The organism is Frigoribacterium sp. 9N (assembly GCF_902506305.1).
Lineage (GTDB): Bacteria > Actinomycetota > Actinomycetes > Actinomycetales > Microbacteriaceae > Frigoribacterium.
In genome coordinates, this window is record NZ_LR733399.1 from 1 (window position 1) to 17,656 (window position 17,656).

At 73.8% G+C, this 17,656-nt stretch carries 16 protein-coding genes; 12 read left to right on the top strand and 4 right to left on the bottom strand.

Features of this window, described 5'->3' with window-relative positions; all coding sequences use genetic code 11:
- Positions 1 to 39: 39 nt before the first annotated feature.
- Positions 40 to 1,209, top strand: a complete 1,170-nt coding sequence (locus ARTHRO9V_RS15440) for a BMP family protein (protein ID WP_159829005.1) — start codon at positions 40 to 42, stop codon at positions 1,207 to 1,209.
- Between the two features lie 124 nt (positions 1,210 to 1,333).
- Here the strand turns inward: ARTHRO9V_RS15440 and ARTHRO9V_RS15445 are convergent, their stop codons facing one another.
- The gene (locus ARTHRO9V_RS15445; protein WP_159829008.1) at positions 1,334 to 3,433 is read right to left on the bottom strand and encodes a transketolase; all 2,100 of its coding nucleotides are present in this window, start codon (positions 3,431 to 3,433) and stop codon (positions 1,334 to 1,336) included.
- Positions 3,434 to 3,655: 222 nt separating this feature from the next.
- Here ARTHRO9V_RS15445 and ARTHRO9V_RS15450 point away from each other — a divergent pair, with 222 nt between their 5' ends.
- From ARTHRO9V_RS15450 to ARTHRO9V_RS15465, 4 genes are all read left to right on the top strand, one after another.
- Positions 3,656 to 4,387, top strand: a complete 732-nt coding sequence (locus tag ARTHRO9V_RS15450) for a GntR family transcriptional regulator (protein ID WP_043596597.1) — start codon at positions 3,656 to 3,658, stop codon at positions 4,385 to 4,387.
- A gap of 113 nt (positions 4,388 to 4,500) precedes the next feature.
- The gene (locus ARTHRO9V_RS15455) at positions 4,501 to 4,956 is read left to right on the top strand and encodes a PTS sugar transporter subunit IIA (protein WP_159829011.1); all 456 of its coding nucleotides are present in this window, start codon (positions 4,501 to 4,503) and stop codon (positions 4,954 to 4,956) included.
- Positions 4,953 to 5,255, top strand: a complete 303-nt coding sequence (locus ARTHRO9V_RS15460) for a PTS sugar transporter subunit IIB (RefSeq protein ID WP_056044337.1) — start codon at positions 4,953 to 4,955, stop codon at positions 5,253 to 5,255. The genes ARTHRO9V_RS15455 and ARTHRO9V_RS15460 overlap by 4 nt, the downstream gene beginning before the upstream one ends.
- Positions 5,256 to 5,263: 8 nt before the next feature.
- Positions 5,264 to 6,709 carry a PTS ascorbate transporter subunit IIC gene (locus ARTHRO9V_RS15465; RefSeq protein WP_347342489.1) on the top strand — a complete coding sequence of 482 codons (1,446 nt, stop codon included), beginning with the start codon at positions 5,264 to 5,266 and terminating at the stop codon, positions 6,707 to 6,709.
- Between the two features lie 240 nt (positions 6,710 to 6,949).
- On the opposite strand, the gene ARTHRO9V_RS15470 is transcribed toward ARTHRO9V_RS15465, so the two are convergent.
- Complete coding sequence (locus tag ARTHRO9V_RS15470) at positions 6,950 to 8,311, bottom strand: FAD-dependent monooxygenase (RefSeq protein ID WP_236557109.1); 1,362 nt, start codon at positions 8,309 to 8,311, stop codon at positions 6,950 to 6,952.
- A 60-nt stretch (positions 8,312 to 8,371) separates the two neighbouring features.
- Between ARTHRO9V_RS15470 and ARTHRO9V_RS15475 the strand changes: the two genes are divergently transcribed.
- Positions 8,372 to 8,872: a MarR family winged helix-turn-helix transcriptional regulator gene (locus ARTHRO9V_RS15475; protein ID WP_233568428.1), complete on the top strand. Its 501-nt coding sequence runs from the start codon at positions 8,372 to 8,374 to the stop codon at positions 8,870 to 8,872.
- Between the two features lie 58 nt (positions 8,873 to 8,930).
- Here the strand turns inward: ARTHRO9V_RS15475 and ARTHRO9V_RS15480 are convergent, their stop codons facing one another.
- On the bottom strand, positions 8,931 to 10,241 hold the full coding sequence (locus tag ARTHRO9V_RS15480; protein WP_159829014.1) for an amidohydrolase: 1,311 nt from the start codon (positions 10,239 to 10,241) through the stop codon (positions 8,931 to 8,933).
- Positions 10,242 to 10,376: 135 nt separating this feature from the next.
- Here ARTHRO9V_RS15480 and ARTHRO9V_RS15485 point away from each other — a divergent pair, with 135 nt between their 5' ends.
- The 5 genes from ARTHRO9V_RS15485 to ARTHRO9V_RS15505 all read left to right on the top strand — a co-directional run bounded on the left by ARTHRO9V_RS15485 (position 10,377) and on the right by ARTHRO9V_RS15505 (position 15,580).
- Positions 10,377 to 11,021, top strand: coding sequence for a GNAT family N-acetyltransferase (locus ARTHRO9V_RS15485; protein ID WP_159829017.1), 645 nt, complete (start codon positions 10,377 to 10,379; stop codon positions 11,019 to 11,021).
- Between the two features lie 73 nt (positions 11,022 to 11,094).
- Positions 11,095 to 12,363, top strand: coding sequence for a chromate efflux transporter (gene chrA / locus ARTHRO9V_RS15490; protein WP_370516214.1), 1,269 nt, complete (start codon positions 11,095 to 11,097; stop codon positions 12,361 to 12,363).
- 67 nt (positions 12,364 to 12,430) lie between these two features.
- Positions 12,431 to 13,531 (top strand): nuclease-related domain-containing protein, encoded by a 1,101-nt coding sequence (locus ARTHRO9V_RS15495; RefSeq protein WP_159829020.1) that lies wholly within the window; start codon positions 12,431 to 12,433, stop codon positions 13,529 to 13,531.
- 172 nt (positions 13,532 to 13,703) lie between these two features.
- Positions 13,704 to 15,008 (top strand): PP2C family protein-serine/threonine phosphatase, encoded by a 1,305-nt coding sequence (locus ARTHRO9V_RS15500; protein ID WP_159829023.1) that lies wholly within the window; start codon positions 13,704 to 13,706, stop codon positions 15,006 to 15,008.
- Between the two features lie 26 nt (positions 15,009 to 15,034).
- The gene (locus ARTHRO9V_RS15505; protein ID WP_159829025.1) at positions 15,035 to 15,580 is read left to right on the top strand and encodes a cysteine hydrolase family protein; all 546 of its coding nucleotides are present in this window, start codon (positions 15,035 to 15,037) and stop codon (positions 15,578 to 15,580) included.
- Positions 15,581 to 15,884: 304 nt separating this feature from the next.
- Here ARTHRO9V_RS15505 and ARTHRO9V_RS15510 read toward each other — a convergent pair whose 3' ends face one another.
- Positions 15,885 to 16,265, bottom strand: a complete 381-nt coding sequence (locus tag ARTHRO9V_RS15510; protein WP_043597691.1) for a hypothetical protein — start codon at positions 16,263 to 16,265, stop codon at positions 15,885 to 15,887.
- Between the two features lie 337 nt (positions 16,266 to 16,602).
- Between ARTHRO9V_RS15510 and ARTHRO9V_RS15515 the strand changes: the two genes are divergently transcribed.
- Positions 16,603 to 17,538: an NmrA family NAD(P)-binding protein gene (locus ARTHRO9V_RS15515; RefSeq protein WP_159829027.1), complete on the top strand. Its 936-nt coding sequence runs from the start codon at positions 16,603 to 16,605 to the stop codon at positions 17,536 to 17,538.
- The last annotated feature ends 118 nt before the right edge of the window (positions 17,539 to 17,656 follow it).

The following is a 17,656-nucleotide window of genomic DNA, read 5'->3' on the forward strand; positions in this document are numbered from 1 at the left end:
GCACCCCCACAGCACACCCCTTCCCGGAGGTCCCGCCTCATGTCCGTCCGCCCCGCCACGTCCGCACGCACGTCCGCACGCCCCGCAGAACGCCCGGCCGAACGCCCCGCACCCGCCCGCCTCGGGGACCGCCCGTCGTCCCGCCTCCGTCACCCGCGCCTCCTCGGGGTCGCCGGCGGCCTCGCCGGTCTCGCCCTGCTCGCCGGCTGTGCCAGCGCTCCCGCAGAGGGAGGCGGCAGCACCTCCGCCGCGGGCGAGGACTGCGCCCGGATGGTGACGAACTCGGGCGGGCTCGACGACCGCTCGTTCAACCAGTCGAGCTGGGCCGGCCTGCAGAAGGCCGAGAAGGAGGACGGCATCCAGGCCCGCGTGCTCGTCTCGACGACCGAGAACGACCTGGCCCCGAACGTCGCGCAGGCCGTCGACTCGGGCTGCGGCTTCGTGCTGACGGTCGGCTACGAGCTCGCCCCCGCCACCGAGGAGCAGGCGGCGGCCAACCCCGACATCGACTTCGCCATCGTCGACGAGACCGTCGACGCCCCGAACGTCAAGCCGATCCTGTTCGACACCGCGCAGGCCTCGTACCTCGCCGGCTACCTCGCGGCGGGCGTGAGCAAGACGGGCAAGGTGGCGACCTTCGGCGGCGGCAACCAGCCCCCGGTCACCCTGTTCATGGACGGCTTCGCGGACGGCGTCGACGCCTACAACGCCGCGCACGGCACGACCGTGCAGCTGCTCGGGTGGACGAAGGAGGCGCAGGACGGCTCGTTCACCGGCGACTTCGAGGACGTCAACAAGGGCAAGCAGCTCGCCCAGGCGCTGATCGACCAGGGTGCCGACGTGATCATGCCGGTGGCCGGGCAGGTCGGCGAGGGGGCGGCGTCGGCCGCGCTCGCCACGGGCGGCGTCGACGTGATCTGGGTCGACAACGACGGCTATGACACGCTGCCCGCCGAGTACCGGCCGATCGTGCTGACCAGCGTCATCAAGGACACCGAGAAGGCCGTCCAGCAGATCGCCGTCTCGTCGACCGACGACTCCTTCACCAACGAGCCCTACGTCGGCACGCTCGACAACGGCGGCGTCGGCCTCGCGCCGTTCCACGACCTGGCGTCGTCGGTCAGCCCCGAGCTGTCGGACGAACTCGACGCCCTGCGCGACCAGATCGCCAGCGGAGCCGTGACGGTCACCTCGCCCAGCCAGCCGTAGGCCGGTCCCGGGCCCGGGCCCGGCAGCGACCCCTGCCGCTCCGCCGAGTGGGCAGAAGATGCTCGTCAGCGCGAGCCGAGCAGCACCTTCTGCCCACTCGCGGGCCAGGACGAGGAGGCGCGGGTCAGGAAGCGGCGGAGGTCGCCGCCCGGGCGGCAGCAGCCCGCACGGCGGCGACGACGCGGTCGGTCGTCATGCCGCGCTCGCGCAGCGCGTCGGCGGCGGGGGCCGACAGGCCGAACTCGTCGATGCCGACGACCACGCCGTCGGGGCCGGCGACGCCCTCCCAGCCGAAGCTCGCGGCCGCCTCGACCACGACCCGGGCCGTCACCGCGCGGGGCAGCACCTGCTCGCGGTACTCGGCGGGCTCGGCGTCGAACCATTCGCGGCAGGGCATCGACACGACGCGCACGGCGAGGTCGTCGATCCGCGCGACGGCCTCGAGCACGAGGGCGACCTCGCTGCCCGTGGCGACGACGACCACGTCGGGCGCTCCGGCGTCGGTCGTGCCGCCGTCGGTCCTGCCGACGCCCGCAGCCGCAGCCGCAGCACCGCCGTCCTGCACCACGTAGGCCCCGCGGCGCACACCCGCACGCACCACGTCGGCGGGCGTCGCCGCGACCGGCAGCGGCTGGCGGGCCAGGACCAGACCGGCCGGGCCGTCCTTCTCGAGGATCGCCAGCCAGGCGGCGGCGGTCTCGGCGCCGTCGGCCGGGCGCACGACCGAGAACCCGGGCATCGCGCGCAGGCTCGCCAGGTGCTCGATCGGCTGGTGGGTCGGCCCGTCGGCGCCGAGGGCGACCGAGTCGTGCGACCAGAGGTAGGTGACCGGCAGCTGCATCAGCGCCGCCAGCCGGATCGCCGGGCGCTGGTAGTCGCTGAACACGAGGAACGTGCCGGCGAAGAACCGCGAGCCCTCGATCAGCGCGATGCCGTTCATGGCCGAGGCCATCGCCCCCTCGCGCACGCCCCAGTGGACGTTGCGACCGGCGCGGCCCGTGCCGGGGGCCTCCTCGGGGAGGTACGACGCGCCTCCTGCGATCGCCGTGCGGTTGGGCTCGGCGAGGTCGGCCGAGCCGCCCCACAGCTCGGGCAGCGCCTCGGCGAGCGCCTGGATGACCGTGCCGGACGCGTCGCGCGTGGCGAGCGTGTCGCCGGGAGAGAAGACGGGGAGGCGCGACCCGAGGTCCGCGGGCAGGGTGCGCGACCGCGAGCGGTGCAGCTCGGCGGCGGCCACGGGGTGGGCGGCCTCCCAGGCGTCGGCGGCGACCTGCCAGGCCTCGCGGGCGGCCCGGCCCCGCTCGAGCACGGACCGGGTGTGGGCGAGCACGGCGTCGTCCACGGTGAAGGGCTCGGAGTCGACGCCGAGCTCGACCCGGGTCGCGGCGACCTCGTCGGCACCGAGCGGGGCGCCGTGCGAGGCCGAGGTGTTGCGGGCGTTCGGCGCGGGCCAGGCGATCTGCGACTTGAGCACGACGAGGTGCGGGCGGTCGCCCCGGCGGTCGGTGGTCGAGAGCACCTCGTCGAGGGCCTCGACGTCGACGTCGCCGTCCGGGGCGAGTCCGACGTGGTCGACGCGCCAGCCCTGCGCGGCGAACCGGGCGCCGACGTTCTCGCTCGAGGTGAGGCTCGTGTCGCCCTCGATCTGGATGTCGTTGTCGTCGTAGACCACCGTCAGGTTGCCGAGGCGGTGACGTCCGGCGAGCGCACCGGCCTCGTACGAGAGGCCCTCCTGCAGGTCGCCGTCGGACGCGAGCACGAAGACGCGGCGGTCGAAGACGGACTCGCCCGGGGCGGCGTCGGGGTCGTTGACGGCACGCTCGTGCAGCATCGCCATCGCCATGCCGACGGCCGTGGCGAGGCCCTGCCCGAGCGGCCCGGTCGTGGTCTCGACGCCGGGGGTGTGGCCGAGCTCGGGGTGGCCGGGGGTGCGCGACCCGAACGACCGGAACGCCTTGAGGTCGTCGAGCGACACGTCGTAGCCGGTGAGGAACAGCTGCGTGTAGAGCAGGACGCTCGCGTGTCCGCAGCTCAGCACGAACCGGTCACGGCCGGCCCAGTCGGGTGCCTGCGGGTCGTGCCGCAGGTGCTTCTGGAAGAGGAGGTGCGCGACGGGGGCCAGCGCGGCCGCCGTCCCCGGGTGTCCGGACCCGGCACGCTCGACGGCGTCGAGGGCGAGCAGGCGGGCGGTGGTGACGGCGGCGGCGTCGAGGTCGTGGATCACGTGGGGGGCTCCGGTTCGGGGAGGGGCGGGCTGGGTCTCCGACGACCGTAGCGTCGGTCATCAGGACGTCATGATGAATCAAGACGACTGCCGACTTGCACCGGTGGTCGGCGAGACGTACCCTCGTCGAAGTCATCATGACGACGTGACGACCTGACGACTCGACGACCTGACGTCGTCGGGCGGGCACCACCCACTTCAGCAACGGCGCGGAGGCACCAGATGAGCACCACGAGCGGCACGAGCAAGTACGTGGCCGTGCGCGAGCACCTGCTGTCCCGCATCCAGAAGCTCGAACCCGGGTCGCAGCTGCCCGCCGAGCCCGTCCTCTGCGACGAGTACGGCGTCAGCCGCATCACGCTGCGGCACGCGGTCGACGGCCTCATCGCGGACGGCCACCTGGTGCGCGAGCACGGCCGGGGCACCTTCGTCACCGAGCCGCAGTACCGCCTGCACTACCGCGAGCGCTTCGCCGACGAGGTCAAGGGCTTCCACGCGCAGCAGACGGGCGAGGGCTTCGCGGTCAGCACCCGCGTGCTCGACCAGAAGGTCGTCCGGGCCGGCGAGACGGTGGCGAGCCACCTCGACATCAACTCGGCCGACGAGGTCGTCGAGCTGACCCGCCTGCGCTTCGTCAACGGCTCGCTGCACCACCTCGTCGTGACCTGGTTGCCGTACGCGCTCTTCCCCGAGACGGCGACCGTCGACTTCACCGACGGCTCGCTCTACGGGCACCTCGACCGCGAGCACGGCGTCACGCTCGCCCGACAGGACCTGCTCGTCTCGCTCGACGGGGCCAGCACCCTCCACGCCGACGAGCTCGACGTCCCCCTCGGGACGACCCTGCTGAAGATCGCGTCGACCGTGTTCGACGGCGACGAGCGGGCCGTCGCGTACGGGACCAGCCACTTCACCCCGCAGAACAGCGAGATCTTCTTCGGCCTGCACGGCTGACCGACCGGCCGCGCCTCGTCCGCCGAGCCGCGCCTCCTGAACCCCCTCCCGACCCCCATGACCACCGACGCCCGTCCCGACGCCGACGTCACCGACCCCCACCAGGAACGACAGTGCTGACCGACCTCCTCACCCCCGAGACCATCCTCTTCGCCGACCGCGTCGACGGCTGGCGCGACGCCGTCGAACGCGTCGCGCAGCCCCTGCTCGACAGCGGCGCCATCAGCAGCCACTACGTCGCGGCCATGACCGACTCGATCGCCGCGGGCGGCACCTACATCGACCTGGGCTTCGGCATCGCCCTCGCGCACAGCCGGCCCGAGAACGGCGTCGAGCGCACCGGGCTCTCGAGCCTGCGCGTCGGCGAGACCGTGCTGCTGAACGACGACGCGGCGCACCCGATCGACCTCTTCTTCTGCCTCGCCGCGACCGACCCCCAGAGCCACCTCGACACGATGATGGCCCTCGCCACCCTGCTCTCCGACGAGACGCTCCGCGCCGAGCTGCTCGCCTCCTCCACCCCCGCCGACACCCTGGCGGTCCTCACCAAGATCGGACAGAACGCATGAAATTCCTCGCCGTCTGCAGCTCGGGCCTCGGTTCGAGCTTCATGGTCCACATGAACATCGAGAAGGTCCTCAAAGAGCAGGGCATCACCGGGGTCGACGTCGACCACGCCGACCTCGGCTCGGTCGGCCCGGGTGCCGCCGACGTGATCTTCGTCGGCGCCGACCTGGCCGACTCCGTCGGCGGCCTCGGCGACGTCGTGGTGCTCGACAGCATCATCGACCTGGCCGAGCTGCGCACCAAGGTGCGCGAGACCGCCGTGCGCAAGGGCGTGACCGTGCCCGACGCCGGGGCCAACTGATGGAGGGCGTGCTCTCCGTCCTGCTGGACGTCTTCCGCCAGCCCGCGATCATCGTCGCGCTGATCTCGCTCGTCGGGCTGCTGCTGCAGCGCAAGGCGTTCAGCGACGTGCTCAAGGGCACCGTGCGCACCCTCGTCGGCTTCCTGGTGCTGGCCGCCGGAGCCGGCGTGGTCGTCGCCTCGCTCGACCCGTTCGGCGCCATGTTCCAGGAGGCGTTCGACGTCCAGGGCGTCGTGCCGAACAACGAGGCCATCGTCGGCCAGGTGCTGCTCGACTACGGCTCGGCCGCCGCGCTGATCTTCTTCTTCGGGTTCATCGTCAACGTGCTGCTGGCCGCGACGACGCACTTCAAGTACATCTACCTCTCGGGCCACGTCGCCTTCTACATGGCGGCGATGATCGCCGTGATCCTCGGCGTCGCCGGGTTCCCGGTCTGGGGCGTCGTGCTCTGGGGTGCGCTGCTGCAGGGTCTCGTCACGACGCTGTCGCCGGCGATCGTGCAGCCCTTCATGCGCAAGGTCACCGGCTCGAACGACGTCGCCCTCGGCCACACCGGCGGTGCCGGCGTCGCCCTGAGCGGCCTGGTCGCGACGCTGACCCGCGGCAAGGGCACCCGGTCGAAGTCCACGGAAGACATCACGTTCCCGAAGGGGCTCGGGTTCCTGCGCGACACCACGGTGATCGTGGCCCTGTCGATGGCCGTGATCTACGTGATCGTCGCCCTGTTCGCCGGGTCGGCCTTCGTCGAGACCGAGCTGAGCGACGGCCAGAACTACATCGTCTACGTCGTCATGCAGGCCGCGACCTTCTCGGCGGGCGTCTTCGTGATCCTCGCCGGCGTGCGCGTCGTGCTGGCCGAGATCGTGCCCGCGTTCAAGGGCATCAGCGAGCGCCTGGTCAAGAACGCGATCCCCGCACTCGACGTCCCGATCACCTTCACGTTCGCCCCGAACGCCGTGCTGATCGGGTTCCTCGCGAGCTTCGTCGGCGGCATCGTCGGCATGTCGGTGATGATCTTCGCCGGCACCGCCATCGTCATCCCCGGCGTCGTCGCGCACTTCATGACCGGAGCCGCCTCGGGCGTCATCGGCAACGCCGCGGGCGGTCGACGCGGTGCCGTGCTCGGTGCCTTCGCCAACGGTCTCGCGATCACGTTCCTGCCGCTGTTCCTGCTGCCGGTGCTCGGCGACATCGGACTGTCGAACTCGACGTTCTCCGACTCGGACTACGGCGTCGTCGGCATCCTGTTCGGCCAGATCAGCCTGGCCGGCGGTCAGATCGCCGTCATCGTCGCGATCCTCGCCTCGCTCGTGCTGGTCTACGCGTCGAGCCTGTTCGTGCGGGCCCGTGCCCGCCGGGCCGGCGGCCGCGACGGCGGTGCCGGCGACGGCTCCGCCGATGCTCCGACGGACGCCGACGGCACGCGCGTCGGCGAGACCGCCTCGGCCCGCTAGGCCGACCGGCCGACCTCCTGCCAGGACGGGCGGGTCCGGTGCGAGCGGGCGTCTCCGGACGCCCGCCTCCCCCGGGCCCGCCCGTCCTGCACGTCCGGGCCGCGCCGCTCGTGTCCGGGCCCTCCGTCGGACGCCTGCACCGCGCCTCCTCGTCCCGACTGCTCGGTCGAGTGGTCCCAGATCGTCCTTCCCGGCGGGGTGGAGGCCGATCCGGGACCACTCGACGGGAGCGTCAGGGCGTCAGGGCTCGAGGTGTGCGTAGTCGGGCAGGTCGAGCGCGTCGGCCGGCGGGGTGGAGAAGCGTGCGCCGAGCCGACCCGCGACCCGGGTCGACGCGAGCCGCACCCCGGCGTGGAACACCACGACGCCCGCGCGGGACCTCGGGTTGGCGACCCGCGGCACCCCCGGCGGCAGCTGCTGCGCCTGCTCGACGTAGGGCCGCATCAGCCGCTCGTACCCGGCGAAGGCGTCGCGGTGGTGTCGGTGCGAGGCGAGCTCGCCGGCCAGCACGTACGCCCCGGCCAGCGACAGGCTCGTGCCCATGCTGCTCACCGGCGAGGCGCAGTACGCGGCGTCGCCGAGCAGAACGACCCGGCCCGACGACCAGCGCGGCGCCTGCACCTGCCCGATCGACTCGAAGTAGAGGTCGTCCGCGTGGTCGAAGCCGTCGAGCACGCGGCGGGCCTCCCACCCCGCGTCGTCGAAGATCTCGTGCAGTCGGGCCCGCTGCTCCGCGACGGTGCGGCGCTCGGCCCCGCCCCGCTCTCGGGCGCGGTCGGTGACGAACGACATCGCGGCCCGGATCGTCCCGTGTGGGTCGGGCCGCAGGGTGATCGAGCGCCCCCCGGCGGCGTTGTACCAGCGCCACCAGTCGTCGTCTGCGGCCGTGCGCGGGATCGTCGCGTACGAGGTCTCGAGCCCCAGCGACCGGATCGTCGGCTCGTCGCCGAACACCAGGCGCCGCGTCGACGAGCCGATGCCGTCGGCGGCGACCACGAGGTCGAAGCGTTCGTCGGGAGCGTGCTCGAACGAGACGACGACGCGCCGCGCGCCGGATCCGGGAGGCGCGGTGCCGGCGAGCGCGGAGGCCGCGGTGGTCGTCGGGTCGCCTCCCGTGGCGGCATCAGCGGCGGCGCCGGCGGCCCCCACCCCGCCGCCGACCCCGACCCCGCCGTCCTCCCGGATGCCGGTGATGCGGTCGCCGAAGCGGTACGTGGTGCCACGACCCCGGCCGTCGCTCGTGGTGCGCCCGACGAGGAGCCGCGCGAGGTCCCCCCGCAGGATCTCGAGTTCGGCGGTCGCGCCTCCGGAGTCCGAGGTGCCGGCCGGGAACTCGGCGACCGTGCGGCCCGTCGGCCCGACGAACCGGGTGCCGACCTCACCCGTGGTGGCGGCGCGGACGTCGTCCTCGAGGCCCATGCGGCGCACGACCTCGCGGCCCGCACCGCGGACGTCGACGTTCTGCCCGCCGGTCCGCAGCTCGGGGGCCCGTTCGACGATCGTCGTCTCGAAGCCGTATCGGTCGAGCCAGTAGGCGAGGGCAGGCCCCGCGATGCTGGCACCCGAGACGAGGACGCGGGTGCGCGTGGTGGGGATGGTCACTAATTGCTCCCTGGATTGATTATCAACGATATTGGCAATCTACACGGCTATCGTTGAGTGGTGACCGACATCGACCCCCGCGACCGCCCCGATCGCGACGACCGCACCCGGGCCCGGCGTGACGGTCGCGAGCTGCCCGCCGACGACATCCGTGCCCGCGTGCAGCAGGTGGCCGTCCGGCAGCAGCGCTTCGAGCGGCACCTGGCCGAGCGTCTCGGCGTCGACCGGGCCGGGCTCGACGCCATGGACCACCTGATCACGACCGGCCCGGCGACCCCGAGCGAGCTGGCGCGCCGCGTCGAGGTGTCGACGGCCGCGATGACCCTCGTGTTGAACCGCCTCGAGTCGGCCGGTCACGTGCGGCGCGAGCGACACCCCTCCGACGGCCGCAAGCTGATCGTCACGGCCGAGCAAGCCTCGGCCGACCGGGCCTACGAGCAGGTGCTGCCGATGATCGACGGCATCGAGCACCTCGTCGACGGCATGGACGAGGCCGAGCGGGCGGTCGTGCAGGGCTTCCTCGACCGACTGATCGCCGTGTACGACGACGCGACGCCCTGAGGCCGCCCTGAGCTCGTCGACGAGACCTCACGACGTACCGAGGCGCGCGGCCGTGCGCTCAGTGCCCTGCGCCTCCTGACGCACCGTGATCCGCCAGCCACTCGTGGGCCGCCGCGACGAGTGCGTCCACGCCGTTCGTCAGGGTCGGCTCGACGACCGGCGCATAGAGGGGCGAGTGGTTCGACGGCAGCTGAGCCACGATCCGCGGCACGTCCGCGGCCGACGTCGCCTCGGCGAACGACGCGGGGTCGGCACCCCCGAGCAGCCAGAAGCTGCACGGCGCACCGGCCGCGGTGGCGAGGATGCCGACGTCCTCGCTGCCCGTCACCGGCCCGGGAGCGATGACCTGCTGCTCGCCGAAACGACGCACCAAGGAGGCGCGGGTGCGGTCCGCCGCGGACGGGTCGTTCACGACGGCCGGAAAGCTCTCGTAGTGCTCGACGGTGGGCGGCTGCGGTGCGCCGGCCGCCGCGGCCTCGCCCTCGGCGATTCGCGTGACGGCGGCGAGCGCCCGCTCTCGGACGTGCTCGTCGAACGACCGCATGCTGATCAGGATCTCGGCGGTGTCGGGGATCACGTTGTTCTTGGTGCCCGCGTGGATCGACCCGACGGTGACGACCAGCCGCTCGGCCGCCGACGTCTCACGCGACACGACGGTCTGCAACCGGAGGACGGTCGCGGCCGCCAGCACGATGGGGTCGACGGTCGTCTCGGGGCGCGACCCGTGCCCGCCGCGACCGTGGAACGTGATGCGGATGCCGTCCTGCGCGGCGAAGGCGGGGCCGGACTGCAGGGCGACGAGACCGGCCGGGAACGGCGCGACGTGCTGGCCGAGGACGACGTCGGGGGTGGGGACGCGGTCGAGCAGCCCGTCGGCGACGAGCGCGCGGGCGCCGGCACCGAGCTCTTCGGCGGGCTGGAAGAGCACCTCGAGGGTGCCCGACCAGGTGTCGCCGGTCGCCAGTCGGCGTGCGGCACCGACGAGGCAGGTCACGTGCACGTCGTGACCGCAGGCGTGCATCACCGGCACGTCGCGCCCGTCGGGGTCGGTGCCTCGGGCCGTGCTGGCGTAGTCCAGGCCGGTGGCCTCGGCGACGGGCAGTCCGTCCATGTCGGCGCGCAGCAGCACGGTCGGGCCGTCCCCGCGGCGCAACACGCCGACCACACCCGTGCCCCCGACGCCGGTGTGCACCTCGAAGCCGAGGGCGGTGAGCTCGGCCGCGACGATCGCGGCCGTCGCGTCCTCGTGGAACGACAACTCGGGGTGTCGGTGGAGATGCCGGTACAACTCGTCGAGCGGGGCGCCCACGGCGGGCGGCCGGACGTCGTCGGGGAGGGGGCGCGGCTGGTCGGTGCCGGTCGAGGTCATGAGGTGCTCCTCTGGTGGTGCGTGGGTGGTTCGTGGCGACGACGCTACCCACCACCCCCGTCACGCGCCACGTGCCACGTGCCCGCCGCCCTCTCGCCGCCCCTCGTGGCCGCCGACCCGGCCTACGCTCGAGGGGTGATCGAGACGACCGACGGCCTCATCCCGCTCGTCGACCGGTGGGTCGAGGGCTGGGCGCTCTCGCGTGGCGCCGCCCGTCACCGCGACGGTCACGCCTGGCGGGTCGACGTCGCCGCCGCGACCCGCGCCGTCGAACGGATCGTGGGCCGGCCGACCCCGGACGAGCTCACCCGCCTCGTCGACGAGACGACCGCGCCCGACGTCTGGCTGTCGGTGATCGGCCCCCTCGACGACGTCGCCCGCGCGACCCTGGCCCGGCTCGACGCCGTGACGCACGCCGAGCGGATGATGACGAGCCAGGTGTCGGCGCGGCCGCTGCCCGCGGGCGTGATCGTCGACGGCGACGGCGACGGTCGGGTCGTGCACGTCCGGGTCGAGGTCGACGGCGTCGTCGCCGCCCGCGGCCAGGCGGCGGTCGTCGGCGAGGACGTCGTCTTCGACCGCATCGCGACCGAACCCGACTTCCGGAGGCGCGGGCTGGGCAGCCGCGTCATGGCCGGCCTCGAGCACGGGGCCGCCGCCCGGGGAGCGACGACGGGTCTGCTCTTCGCGAGCGTCGACGGTCGCCGCCTCTACGAGAGCCTCGGCTGGCGGGAGGTCGCCGAGCTGGGGACCTGGCGGGGTCGCGGCCTCCCGGGGTGACGACCCGCGCCTCCTGGCGAGTGGCCTCGTGGCCGCGGTACCGCGCGGGGCGGTCACCTGCCACGATGACCTCGTGACCGAGCGCGCACCCGATCCGACGGCCCGACCCGAGAAGCCGTCGAGCCGCGGCGCGGCCCGGGTGCGTGAGGTGCTGGCGGCGTTCTCGGTACTCGGGGTCACGTCGTTCGGCGGACCGGTCGCGCACCTCGGGTACTTCCGGGCCGAGGCCGTGAGCAGACGACGCTGGCTCGGCGACACCGCGTACGGCGACCTCGTCGCGATCGCGCAGTTCCTGCCGGGCCCGGCGTCGAGCCAGGTCGGGTTCGGGCTCGGCCTGCTCCGGGCGGGGCCCGTCGGAGCGCTCGTCGCCTTCGTGGCCTTCACCCTGCCGTCGGCACTCGTCATGTTCGTCATCGCCACCGGCGTCGGCCTCTTCGAGGGTCCGGTGGGCTCGGCGATCGTCACGGGGCTGGGGATCGGCGCGGTCGCGATCGTCGCCCATGCCGTGATCGGCATGTCCCGCGCGCTGGCACCGGACCCGACGCGGGCGAGCATCGCGGTGGCCGCGGCCGTCCTCGCGCTGGCGCTGGCCGGTCCGGCCGGGCAGCTCTCGGCGATCGCGCTGGGGGTGCTGGCCGGGCTCGCCTTCTGTCGGGGGTCCGACCCGACGGCCGGAGCGGCGGTGCCCGCCGTCCATCCCGAGCCCCTCCGGTTCCCCGTCTCGCGGGCCGCGGGCGTCGTCTGCCTCGTGGCCTTCGCCTCCCTTCTGGTCGGCCTTCCCGCCGTCGCCGCCGCGACGGGGTCGGGGTCGATCGCGCTCGTCGACGTCTTCTACCGGGCCGGCGCCCTGGTCTTCGGCGGTGGGCACGTCGTCCTGCCGTTGTTGCACGCCGGCCTGGTCGAGCCGGGTTTCGTCGACGACGACACCTTCTTGACGGGTTATGCGGCCGTCCAGGCCGTCCCGGGCCCGCTGTTCACCTTCGCGACCTACCTCGGCACCGTGGCCGGCATCGGGCCGGGAGGCGCGCTCGGGGCCGCGCTCGCGACCGTCGCGATCTTCGCGCCCGGGTTCCTCCTGCTCGTCGGGGTGCTGCCGTTCTGGAACGCCCTGGGGAGCCGGGCACCGGTCCGGGCCCTGATGCGCGGGGCCAACGCGGCGGTCGTGGGCCTGCTGGTCGCCGCCCTCTACGACCCCGTCGTCACGACCGCGATCACCGGGGTGGCGCCGTTCTGCCTGGCGCTCGTCTGCTTCGTGCTGCTGGTGGCGTGGCGGACCCCGCCGTGGGCCGTCGTCGCGGTGGCGGCGGCCGGCGGGCTGCTGCTCGGGGCCCTGCCCGCCTGACCCCCCGACCGGGCGGGACCCGGCGAGGCACCCTCGCGCCGCCCGCACCCCGTGTTCTGCTGGAGGCATGCCGTTCGACCAGAGCCTCGTCCCGTGGATCATCGCCGCCGTTCTGCTCGTCGCCCTGATCGTCGTCGCCGTCGTGCTGCGGGCGCGGGCGAAGCGGGCCCTGGCCGCCGCGAAGGCGGCCGCGGACGAGCAGGCCCGGGCCGCCCGCGAGCAGCACGAGGCCCTCGCCGCGGCCCACGACGACGCCCTCGCCCAGGCCGCCGCCGACCACGCCCGCGAGCGCGACGCCCTGGGCGCCGAGCGTCAGGCCGCCCTCACCGAGGCGAAGCAGGCCCGCGACCTCGTGGCGTCCGGCCTCAAGTGGGAGGCCACCTCGCGCGACGACATCGCCGACGCCTGCCGCCAGCTGGGCGTGGACGCGGTGTTGCTGACCAACGTGGTCTTCGTTCCCGTGGCGACCGGCGCCTCCTCGCGGTTCGTCGCGCAGGTCGACCACGTCCTGCTCGCCGAGACCGGCGTGATGGTGATCGAGAACAAGGGCTGGAACGGCATCGTCTTCGACGGCCTGACCCCGAGCAGCGTGTTCCCGGCCTTCGCGGGCCTGTTCGACGAGAGCACCATGACGCCGCCGTTCGCGCTGCAGGTCGTCAAGGACTCGCCCACCGTGCTGACCGTGCGCACCCACCTCGGCCGCGAGGCCCCCGCGTCGCAGGTGCGGCGCCAGGCGCAGCGGCTGTCCGACCGGGTGCAGGCCGAGACCGGCGTCCGGCTCTGGTTCGACACCTGCGTCTTCTACTCGCACCGCGACGCGACGGTCTTCGCGACCGAGCGCGACGCCACCGACGGAGGCGCGGCCACGGCGATCGTGTCGCACCGGTCCCAGCTGGCGGGCGTCGTCCGCGAACTGACCTCGCGTCCGACGAAGAAGCTGTCCCGGGCACGGGTCGACGACCTCGCCCGGCTGTTCGCGTCGTACGGCGCCGACGTGCTGCGCTTCGGCGCCCACGCCCAGGAGGCGCGGGTCGCGTCGGTGCCGGAGGCCGCGGCCCCCGAGGCGGCGGCCCCAGCCCGCGAGCCGGAGGCCACGGCCACCACCGCCGCCGCCTCCTCCTCCTCCTCCTCCGCCCAGGATGCCCAGGGGTCCGACCGGACCGAGTGAGACAGGCGTCGCCTGTGGACGACGCCTCGCCCCCAGGAGGCACGGTGCCGGTTCCGCCCACACCGCGCCTCCCCGGGTCCGCGGCCCGTCGGCCGCACCCTGTAGCGTCGTCAGAAGACGAGACAAGACGACACCTGTGGTCGACGGGCGATCCAGGGGCGAGGGGACCGGCATGGGACGCGTGACGGAGGGCGCCGACGCGATCGGACGGGCACTCAACACGGCCCTGCGACGCGTGCCCGTCGAGAAGGTGCCGCTGTTCCGGCAGTCGTTCATCGCCCTGCTGATCGCGCTGGCCGCGGTGCTCAGCGCCACCCTGCCCTGGCTGATCGTCACCGACGCGGTCACGATGTGGCTCGGCGTGGCGGTCGCCGTCGCGGCCCTGGCGTTCGCCGCCACGATGGCCCGCCACACCCGGCTCCGGCGGTGGGAGCTGCTGGTGCCCGCGGCCGACTTCGTCGCCGTGGGGCTGCTGCGGTACGGCACGGGTGACCAGCGATCGGTCTTCCTGCCGATCGTGCTGCTCGCGGTCGTCTGGGTCGCGTCCTGGCCCGGTCGGCGGAACGTCCTGCTGCCCCTGGTCGGAACGTCCGTCACCCTGCTGCTGCCGTACCTGTTCACCGCGGACGGTCGGGGCCCGAGCGAGTTGATCCGGCTGGCGTTCGCCCTGGTCGTCTACGCGACCGTCGCCGCGGCGGTCAACGAACTCGCCCGGCAGGCGAAGGCCCGACTCGAGCGGGCGCGGGCCCAGCAGCACGCCCTCGAGCGCGAGCTCAACCGGGCCGCCGTGGTGCAGCAGTCGCTGCTGCCGCCGGACGCCTCGACCCTGCCCGACGCCTTCGCGGTGTTCGGGGCCTGCGTGCCGGCCCGCGAGGTCGGCGGCGACTTCTTCGACTGGTACCCGACCTCGACCGGCATCGCCGTGACCGTCGGCGACGTCATGGGCAAGGGCGTCGGCGCGGGCATGATCGCGGCGGCGGTGCGCTCGGTGATCCGCAGCAGCGTCGACGACGGTGACCCGGCCGAGGCCTTCCACCGCGCCTCCGTGGGGTTGACGACGAGCGCGTACGACACCGAGACGCAGTTCACGACGTCGTTCCATGCGCGCATCGACGCCGACGGCGGCGTGCTCTGGGCCGACGCGGGGCACGGCCTGGCCTTCATCCGTCGGGCCTCGGGGGCCGTCGACCGCCTGAACTCGGCCGACCTGCCCATCGGGGTGGGCACCGGTTGGCACCGGCACCGCTCACAGCTCGACGACGGCGACGTGTTCGTCTGTGTCAGCGACGGCGTGCTCGACCTGTTCCCCGTCGAACTCGAGGCGCTGCACGACCTCGAGCGACTGCTCGCCGCGACGCCCGAGCCGGCGCGCATCGTCGAGGTCATCGAGCGGCTCGCCCTCGAGCGCGACCGCAGCGACGACGTGACCGTGGTCGCGACGACGCTCGTGCCGACGTCGGTGCCGGCGCGTCCCTGAGCCCCGCGGCCTGGCATGCTGGCCCGATGACCCGCGCCCTGCTCATCGTCGACATCCAGCTGGACTACTTCCCCGGGGGCGCGTTCCCGCTCGTCGAGCCCGAGGCGGCGGCCGCTGCCTCCGGTGACGTGCTCGAGGCGTTCCGGGCGTCCGGTGAGCCCGTCGTCCACGTCTTCCACGTCTCGACCGGCGAGGGCGCGACGTTCTTCCGCCCCGGGACCGACGGCCTCGCGTTCCACCCGGCCGTCGAACCCCGCGACGGCGAGCTGGTCGTCGAGAAACACGTGCCCAACAGCTTCGTGGGCACAGGACTCGAGGTCAGCCTCCGCGAGCGCGACGTGACCGAACTCGTGATCGTCGGGATGATGAGCAGCATGTGCGTCGACTCGACCACGCGGGCCGCGCACGATCTCGGTTTCACCTGCACCGTCGTCACCGACGCCTGCGCGGCCCCCGACCTCGTGCACGCAGGGACGACCGTCGCCGGCCGCGACGTGCACGCCGCCTTCATGGCCGCCCTCGACGGCAGCTTCGCGACCGTCGTCACGAGCGAGGCGCTGCTCGCCGCCTGAGCGGCCTGGGTGACGCGGGACACCGCGTGACGCTCCTGGCCGCCCGGCGTCGGGGGCGGCCGTCGGGGGCCGGGCGCTAGACGCCGGACGCCAGACGCCGGACGCAGCGCGCCGAGCGCCGTTCCGTGCCGCTCCGGGGCTTCCCGCCACGAAGTGAACACCCCGCCATCTTTTTGCGTGGCGGGGTGTTCACTTCGTGGCGGGGTGCGGGGTGGCGAGACAGCGGGACGGCGGGACGGCGGGACGGCCGGCCAGCGGTGCCGGCGGGCTGGCCGCTCGGCGGCGGCGCCGGTGCCGACGCCTGCTATCCCCGACGCCTGCTCGCCACCAGTGCGACCACGAGCCCGGTGATGACGGTGGCGCCGACGGCGTTGGTGACGCGGGCCCGGCGGCGGTAGCGCTGGTGGGCCTGGTCGGTGGCCTCCATCGCGGCGATCGTGACGGTCTCGGCGACGTCGCGCACGGTCTTCTCGGCCCGGTCGGCGATCACCTCGGCGCGGTCGACCAGGTCGTGGGCCGACGACCCGGCCCGGTCGGTGACGTCGCGCACCACGGTCTCGGCCCGGCCCGCGAGGTCGTGCAGGGCACCGCGTGCCACGGGCGGCACGACGTCGGAGGTGTCGATGAGTTCACGGGCCCGTCGTGCGGCGCGGGTGACGAAGTCGTCGGGGTCGGTGGTGCTCATGCGGCTCTCTCCGTTCGCCCGTGCACGGGTGCCACGGGTCCCCGCCATCGTGCTCCCCTCCGGGTGATGAGGGTGCGCACGACCGGCACCGTCGGGCCGCAGGAGGCGCGGGTCGCGCCCCCAGGACCCCTCCCTCTGCGCACCACGCACCACGCCAGGATGTGAGCACAGCGCCAGCCCCTGTCCTGGCGTCGTGCCCACATCCCGGCGTCGTGCCCACATCCCGGTGCCCGGCGATCCGCAGCACCCGACCCCGCCAGCCGCACGGCACCGCACCGCACCGCCGTCGAGCGCGCAGACTGGCCTCTGACCCTCCGACGGAACGAGCCACTCCCCCATGACCACCACCGTCCTCCTCGCCGGCGCGACCGGCGACCTCGGCCAGCGCATCGCCCGCGAGCTGCTCCGCGACGCCACGGACGACGTGCGCCTGCGCGTCCTGACCCGCCCCGGCAGCACCGGCGCGACCACGCTGTTCGCTGACGACGACCGGGTCGAGGTGACCCGCGCCTCCTACACGGACGTGCCCGCCCTGACCGACGCCGCCCGCGGCGCCGACGTCGTCGTGTCCGCCGTCAGCGGCACCCGCCCCGTGATCGTCGACGCGCAGCGCGCCCTCCTCAAGGCCGCCGTCGCGGCCGGTGTCCCGCGGTTCATGCCCTCGGACTACTCGGCCGACTACCGCAGCATCCCGCCGGGCAGCAACCGCAACTTCGAACTGCGTCGCGAGTTCGCGGCCGACGTCGACGCGGCCCCGATCCGGGCGACGTCGGTGCTGAACGGCATGTTCACCGACCTGCTGACCGGGGACGCGCCCCTGGTCCTCTTCGACCGCAAGCGGGTGCTGTTCTGGTCGTCAGCCGACCAGGTGCTCGACTTCACGACCAAGGACGACGTCGCCCACGTCGTCGCCCGGGTCGCGCTCGACCCCGAGGCGCCGCGCGTCGTGGAGGTCGCCGGCGACCGGGTCACGGCACGCCAGGTCGCCCGCACGATGAGCGAGCTCACCGGCACGTCCTTCAAGCCGCAGTGGGCCGGCACGACCGGCACCCTGTCGGCGATGGCGGCCGTCATGCGTCGTACGTCGAAGGGCGACGACACCTTCCCCGCCTGGCAGGGCATGCAGTACTTCGTCAACATGTTCAGCGGCGACGCACAGCTGCGGCACGTCGACGGAGACCGCTACGGTCCCGCACGCTGGACGACCGTCCGCGACGTCCTCGCGACGCGGACCGGTGCCGCGCCGCGTTCTTCGGTGTCGACTCCCGCCTGACCAGGGGACGAGGAGGCGCGGGTCGCCGACCCGGGACGCCGCCCGTGCCTGCCCGCCTGCGCCTGCCCGCGCGAGCTTGCCCGCCCGCCCGCGCCTGCCTGCCCGCCCGGCACCCGCC

Coding starts and splice junctions, on each gene's coding strand:
- ARTHRO9V_RS15480 (WP_159829014.1), bottom strand. CDS start 10,241: ATGACCTCGACCGGCACCGACCAGCCGCGCCCCCTCCCCGACGACGTC.
- ARTHRO9V_RS15515 (WP_159829027.1), top strand. CDS start 16,603: ATGACCACCACCGTCCTCCTCGCCGGCGCGACCGGCGACCTCGGCCAG.
- ARTHRO9V_RS15460 (WP_056044337.1), top strand. CDS start 4,953: ATGAAATTCCTCGCCGTCTGCAGCTCGGGCCTCGGTTCGAGCTTCATG.
- ARTHRO9V_RS15450 (WP_043596597.1), top strand. CDS start 3,656: ATGAGCACCACGAGCGGCACGAGCAAGTACGTGGCCGTGCGCGAGCAC.
- ARTHRO9V_RS15500 (WP_159829023.1), top strand. CDS start 13,704: ATGGGACGCGTGACGGAGGGCGCCGACGCGATCGGACGGGCACTCAAC.
- ARTHRO9V_RS15495 (WP_159829020.1), top strand. CDS start 12,431: ATGCCGTTCGACCAGAGCCTCGTCCCGTGGATCATCGCCGCCGTTCTG.
- ARTHRO9V_RS15440 (WP_159829005.1), top strand. CDS start 40: ATGTCCGTCCGCCCCGCCACGTCCGCACGCACGTCCGCACGCCCCGCA.
- ARTHRO9V_RS15510 (WP_043597691.1), bottom strand. CDS start 16,265: ATGAGCACCACCGACCCCGACGACTTCGTCACCCGCGCCGCACGACGG.
- ARTHRO9V_RS15505 (WP_159829025.1), top strand. CDS start 15,035: ATGACCCGCGCCCTGCTCATCGTCGACATCCAGCTGGACTACTTCCCC.